Source organism: Pseudomonas edaphica (assembly GCF_005863185.1).
GTDB lineage: Bacteria > Pseudomonadota > Gammaproteobacteria > Pseudomonadales > Pseudomonadaceae > Aquipseudomonas > Aquipseudomonas edaphica.
Map to the genome: position 1 here is coordinate 1 of NZ_VBVZ01000498.1, position 4,693 is coordinate 4,693.

A 4,693-nucleotide genomic window follows, 5' to 3' on the forward strand; every position below is an offset into this window, starting at 1 on the left:
GGTGGCTGGGGCTGACCCGTACATCTTGAAAGGTTTCCGGGTAGTCGTGTGGCACCTGGCCGTCACCCATCGCTCCGCGGACATCATAGTGGGCAATCCACACCTCATCACCAACCTGGCCGGGGCGAGAGAAGTCGACGGTGATCACGTTGCTCGAACCCAACTCACGCGCGGTCTCGTTGACGGCGTCCGAGATCATCCTGCGCGCGTCATCAGTAAGATTCTTGCCGTGCTTTGCCAGCATCATATTCACAATTTCAGCAGTGGACGGACGGGCAGCCTGATCGTCTGCCTGGCCTGGAGCTGTCGACTCATTTTGCGTATCTAGCAGAAGCTCGGACTTCGCCACGCCTAGCGCCTTGGCCATCAATTCTATATCTGCAAAAGACGGCTCTCGAGTTCCGGCCTCGTAGTTTCCCACTCGGGATTGCGACCAGCCGCAAGCCTCAGCCAGTTGAGCCTGTGATTTTCCAGCATTTTTACGTGCGCGTTTGATGCGCTCAGCTAATTCGGTCATGCGCGGGATTCAATCACGTATTGAAATACCCGGCTTTCACTTATTGTGTTTGCCTTTAACACGATGCGTGTTTATCCTTGGGCCAAGAGCTATAGGAGCGATTTCCATGAACCACGTCCGAAACATTCGAGAGAAAGCCGGGATTACCCAGGCTGCCCTTCGGCGGTCGCTTGGGTGGAATCAATCACGCCTTGCTAATTACGAGTCCGGCCTTCGCTGTCCTGGGCTCAGCGAGGCACGACTGATCGTGTCTGCATTGAACGCCTTGGGTGCCAAGTGCGTTCTTGATGAGGCATTTCCGCCTGCGGGCGTTTCATCCCAGTCCGCCGCCTGACATCCCTGTCCGCCGTTCCATTGAGCAAATGATCGCCTCTGCACCCGCAGGGCGCCACGTAAAGAATTTCGAGGTTTTAGGTATGCAGGATTTTCTGAGGGCTTGCGACACCTCCGTCGAGGAGGCGAACACCAAGAATCTCGCCACGTTGATGAGCATGCCGCCGGTGAGCTTGCTCCAGCGCGCCAACGCGAACTACGACGGCGCGTGGTTCAACGTGAAGCATTTGTACTCCCTGCTGCTGCATACCGAGGACATGCGTCCATTGGCGGCGCTGGCTGGCGAGTTCGGTTATTCGATCGTAAAGACCGATCAGCCCATGGCGATCGACATTCATGACGCTCTCGGGCGCGCAACGCTGGAATTTGCAGAAGTCACCGTCGAGACGCATGCGGCGATGGCTGATGGTCGAGTAGACCAGGTTGAGCGCGCCCGGATTCTGCGCGAGATCGACCACGCAGAGAGCGCTCTGGCGCAGTTGAAAGCCTCGGTGAAGGTGGCCTGATGTTTCGCCCGCACCCAGCGCGCCACATCAATCAGGTTCTCGATGAGGCCTTGGAAAAACTCGCTGACTCAGTGCCAGTGGAGGCGGGCACCCGTGAGTTTCATCAATTCGCAGCAGAGAAGGCTGCGCTACTGGTTCGACTCTCTTACAGCGATCCAGCCAAGAAAAAAGCCCGCAACGACTGCATGAGTCATTTGCGGGCTTCGTTGTCTCGTTCGGCTGCAACCGAAACGAGCATTTCAAATATCAGGACGCATTAAGTATGAGCAATGTCATCCCACTTCGCAATACCGGGGGATTTACCCGGATGGACAACGACCTGTACGAAGCCCTGATAGGTGCAGACCTGTCAGGCCGTGAACTGCGTGTCGCTCTGGCGATCCACAGGCTCACTATCGGCTACAACAAGGAGTCAGTGAAGGTAGCGGCCCTCTACATCGCCAAGATGATGTACAGCGACGAAGAGAAGGCTACCTCGGAGCGTGCCAACGTATCTCGGGCTATCAACTCCCTGATCCGACAGCGTGTTCTGTTTCGAGATGGCGGGAGTCGTGATCCGATCACTTTCCTACCCGTCAACGAATGGAAAATTGACCCCAAGTCCACTGTGTTGAAATCTACACACTGTGTAGAAAAGACACCCTCCACTGTGTCGAAAATTACACGCATAAAAGACATAAATACAAATCTTACTGCTAACGCAGTTGTCGCCGCTGTCGCTTCGACCGGCGAGGATTTGGAATCTGAACCGGAACAGCAGGGCACCCCACAACCTGACCAACCTGCTGCCGCCAAGGCTGACCGCATCCCATACGGCAAGATTCAGGAAATCTACAACACCGTCTGCGGCGAGAAGCTGCCGAAGTGCCTGAAGCTCTCGGCCAAGCGCAAAACCCTGATCAAGGGCTGCTGGAACCTGGAGATCAACGGCGTTCACCCGTTCCGCAAGGGTGAGTTCTGGACTGCGTACTTCACCGATTGCCTGAACAACAAGCACTGGATCGGCGAGAACGACCGTGGCTGGACTGCTGACATCGAGTTTCTGACCCGCCAGGACAAAGTCCTGAAAGTGTTGGAGGCCCTATGATTACTGACCGCCCACTGGTTGCGATGGAAGCGGAGTACGGTGTTGTCGGCTCCCTATTCATCAAGCCCGATCTGATTGAATCAATCGGCGCCATGGTCAGCCCGACCGACTTCTACGACCAAGACGTTGCTGAGATTTACACGCTGATCCTTGCCGCCCGTTCCGCCGGCCGTCCAGCAGACCCTGTTTCGATCGCCGACATTCGCCACGAACTGTCCAGCGGCGAACTGACCATGATCCGGGCCTCGGAGATCTACAACGGCGTGCCCAGCGCCGCGAATGGTCTTGAGTACGCCCGTATCGTGGTAGAGCGCTCCAAGGCCCGCAAGGTCGCGGAGATCGGTCAATCCATCATCGACATGGCGAGCCATGCACGGCCATTGGCCGGGATCATCGCGGACGCTCAAGAGGCCGTGCTGGCCCTGAACAGCGAAGACGACGAACCGGATGTGATCAGCCTGCGTGAAGCCCTTGGTCCAGTCGTTGACGAAATGGACGCTCGCTTCAACGGTGAAGGCATCAACGGGCACGCGACGGGCCTCAAGGATCTGGACGAGTTGGTCCAAGGGCTGCGCGGCTCACACGTCATCATCATCGCTGGGCGTCCGGGCACTGGTAAAACCACGCTGGGCCTTGGCATCGCCGAACAACTCACCATCCGCGAAAGCAAGTCAGCGCTGGTCTTCTCGCTCGAAATGTCCGCCAAGGAGCTATCCAAGCGCAGCCTGGCGTCTTCGTCGGCGGTGACGCTCGGGAGTATCGATACCGGCCAGGCCATGGGCAACGGCGAATCGATCACGCGCATTACTGGCGCCGTGAGCCGTATGCACTCGGCCGATCTGCGGATCTGCCAGAAGGGTGGGCTGCCACTGAGCCGCATCCGCAATATCGCCCGGTTTCAGCACCGCGCCAAACCGTTGGACTTGATCGTCATCGACTACATCGGCCTGATCGCGCCAGAGGCTAGCTCTCGCCAGCAGAACCGGAACCTTGAGCTGGGCGCCATCAGTCGAGGCATCAAGGCGATGGCCAAGGAACTGGACATCCCGATTATCGTCCTGGCCCAACTCAACCGCAGCATCGAAACGCGCTCGACCAAGAAGCCGCAAATGTCCGACCTGCGCGACTCCGGCGAGATCGAGCAGGACGCCGACATCATCATGATTGCCCACCGTGACGCCGATTCTGACCTCGGGCGCAGCGGCGTGACCGAGATCGACGTGGTTAAGCACCGCCACGCTTCGGTAGGGCATTGCCTGCTCCAGCACCAGGGCGAGTTCGCAAGGTTCGTCAACTACGCCGGGCAGCGCGAGCAGCAGCAAGAAGCCGCCGCACCAGCGCCTCGCAAGTCCTCCAAATCCCTTTTGAACGACTTCAACCCACGGGGTGGTTTCTGATGAAACGAGCAAGCCCAGCACAGCTACGCCAGTCCCTTGAAGTGGCCAATGCCCTGGTCAAGCACGGGATCCAGTTCGTGTGCATGCCGGTGGTCGATGAGTCCGACCACGCGAACCTGGCCAGCCAAGCCGCCGACCGCCTTGAGCGCATGGCATTGATCGCAGAAGCAGCGGAGCAACGGACATGACCGACAACACCGAATTGAAGCGTGCGGCATCGGCTTCAAAAAACTGGGGCGGCGAAGTTGGCGAGGGCCGTTGGTACGCCGCCGAGTGCTTCAAACGCCCATATTTCAGTGCCCAAGATGCTGAGTTCATTGCTGCTTGCGATCCTGGGCGCGTCCTGGCCCTGATCGCCGAGAACGAGCGACTGAACACGGAATGCAAACAGCTGATCCTGCTGGAGCATCACGGTGGAACCGTCGAAGCTGCGACAAACCTGCTGGCCGAGCGCAACCAGCTCAAGGCAGAGAACGCCCGATACACTGAGCGCGAGATCCTGCAACTGGCTGAGATCGAGGCGCTGCGCAATGCGTTGCGACCATTACTGGCTAACTGGGACGACCTACGACCAGGTGAATCGCTAAACGTCGACGCGGCCCGCGCCGCCATGGGCAAGGGAGAGCAGTCATGAACGAGATTGCTCAGTGGATCGGCTACGGCGTGATGGTTTGCGCCGCAGTTGGCATCGTGGCCCTGATTCTGTTCGCTCTGTCCTATGCCTGCGTAACGATCGTGAACAAGTGGATCAAGGCAATGATGCGGGCCTACGACTTGAACACCCTGCGCAAAACCATGCGTCAGCTTGAGGCTGAAGGGAAGGTAAGCAAGACGAGGGGAGTTCGGCCATCAC

Annotated in this window: 9 protein-coding genes; 8 read left to right on the top strand and 1 reads right to left on the bottom strand. The window is 58.2% G+C overall.

Annotation, left to right across the window (positions count from 1 at the left end; all coding sequences use genetic code 11):
* The coding region (locus FEM54_RS25105; protein ID WP_138453495.1) for a helix-turn-helix domain-containing protein at positions 1-517 on the bottom strand (517 nt) is incomplete at its 3' end.
* A 106-nt stretch (positions 518-623) separates the two neighbouring features.
* Here FEM54_RS25105 and FEM54_RS25110 point away from each other — a divergent pair.
* The 8 genes from FEM54_RS25110 to FEM54_RS25145 form a co-directional block, all read left to right on the top strand.
* A complete protein-coding gene (locus FEM54_RS25110; protein ID WP_074900406.1) occupies positions 624-851 on the top strand; it encodes a helix-turn-helix transcriptional regulator in 228 nt (75 codons plus the stop codon).
* Positions 805-1,356, top strand: coding sequence for a phage regulatory CII family protein (locus FEM54_RS25115; protein ID WP_240792801.1), 552 nt, complete (start codon positions 805-807; stop codon positions 1,354-1,356). The genes FEM54_RS25110 and FEM54_RS25115 overlap by 47 nt, the downstream gene beginning before the upstream one ends.
* A complete protein-coding gene (locus FEM54_RS25120) occupies positions 1,356-1,616 on the top strand; it encodes a hypothetical protein (RefSeq protein WP_138453497.1) in 261 nt (86 codons plus the stop codon). The genes FEM54_RS25115 and FEM54_RS25120 overlap by 1 nt, the downstream gene beginning before the upstream one ends.
* 2 nt (positions 1,617-1,618) lie before the next feature.
* Positions 1,619-2,443 carry a replication protein gene (locus FEM54_RS25125; protein ID WP_138453498.1) on the top strand — a complete coding sequence of 275 codons (825 nt, stop codon included), beginning with the start codon at positions 1,619-1,621 and terminating at the stop codon, positions 2,441-2,443.
* Positions 2,440-3,840 carry a DnaB-like helicase C-terminal domain-containing protein gene (locus tag FEM54_RS25130; RefSeq protein ID WP_138453499.1) on the top strand — a complete coding sequence of 467 codons (1,401 nt, stop codon included), beginning with the start codon at positions 2,440-2,442 and terminating at the stop codon, positions 3,838-3,840. The genes FEM54_RS25125 and FEM54_RS25130 overlap by 4 nt, the downstream gene beginning before the upstream one ends.
* A complete protein-coding gene (locus tag FEM54_RS25135) occupies positions 3,840-4,028 on the top strand; it encodes a DUF1382 family protein (protein WP_138453500.1) in 189 nt (62 codons plus the stop codon). Before FEM54_RS25130 ends, FEM54_RS25135 begins: the two co-directional genes overlap by 1 nt.
* Positions 4,025-4,474, top strand: a complete 450-nt coding sequence (locus FEM54_RS25140) for a hypothetical protein (RefSeq protein WP_138453501.1) — start codon at positions 4,025-4,027, stop codon at positions 4,472-4,474. Before FEM54_RS25135 ends, FEM54_RS25140 begins: the two co-directional genes overlap by 4 nt.
* Positions 4,471-4,693 (top strand): hypothetical protein (locus FEM54_RS25145; protein ID WP_138453502.1); only part of this gene is annotated, 223 nt, incomplete at its 3' end. The genes FEM54_RS25140 and FEM54_RS25145, both read left to right, overlap by 4 nt.

Coding starts and splice junctions, on each gene's coding strand:
- FEM54_RS25110 (WP_074900406.1), top strand. CDS start 624: ATGAACCACGTCCGAAACATTCGAGAGAAAGCCGGGATTACCCAGGCT.
- FEM54_RS25115 (WP_240792801.1), top strand. CDS start 805: ATGAGGCATTTCCGCCTGCGGGCGTTTCATCCCAGTCCGCCGCCTGAC.
- FEM54_RS25120 (WP_138453497.1), top strand. CDS start 1,356: ATGTTTCGCCCGCACCCAGCGCGCCACATCAATCAGGTTCTCGATGAG.
- FEM54_RS25125 (WP_138453498.1), top strand. CDS start 1,619: ATGAGCAATGTCATCCCACTTCGCAATACCGGGGGATTTACCCGGATG.
- FEM54_RS25130 (WP_138453499.1), top strand. CDS start 2,440: ATGATTACTGACCGCCCACTGGTTGCGATGGAAGCGGAGTACGGTGTT.
- FEM54_RS25135 (WP_138453500.1), top strand. CDS start 3,840: ATGAAACGAGCAAGCCCAGCACAGCTACGCCAGTCCCTTGAAGTGGCC.
- FEM54_RS25140 (WP_138453501.1), top strand. CDS start 4,025: ATGACCGACAACACCGAATTGAAGCGTGCGGCATCGGCTTCAAAAAAC.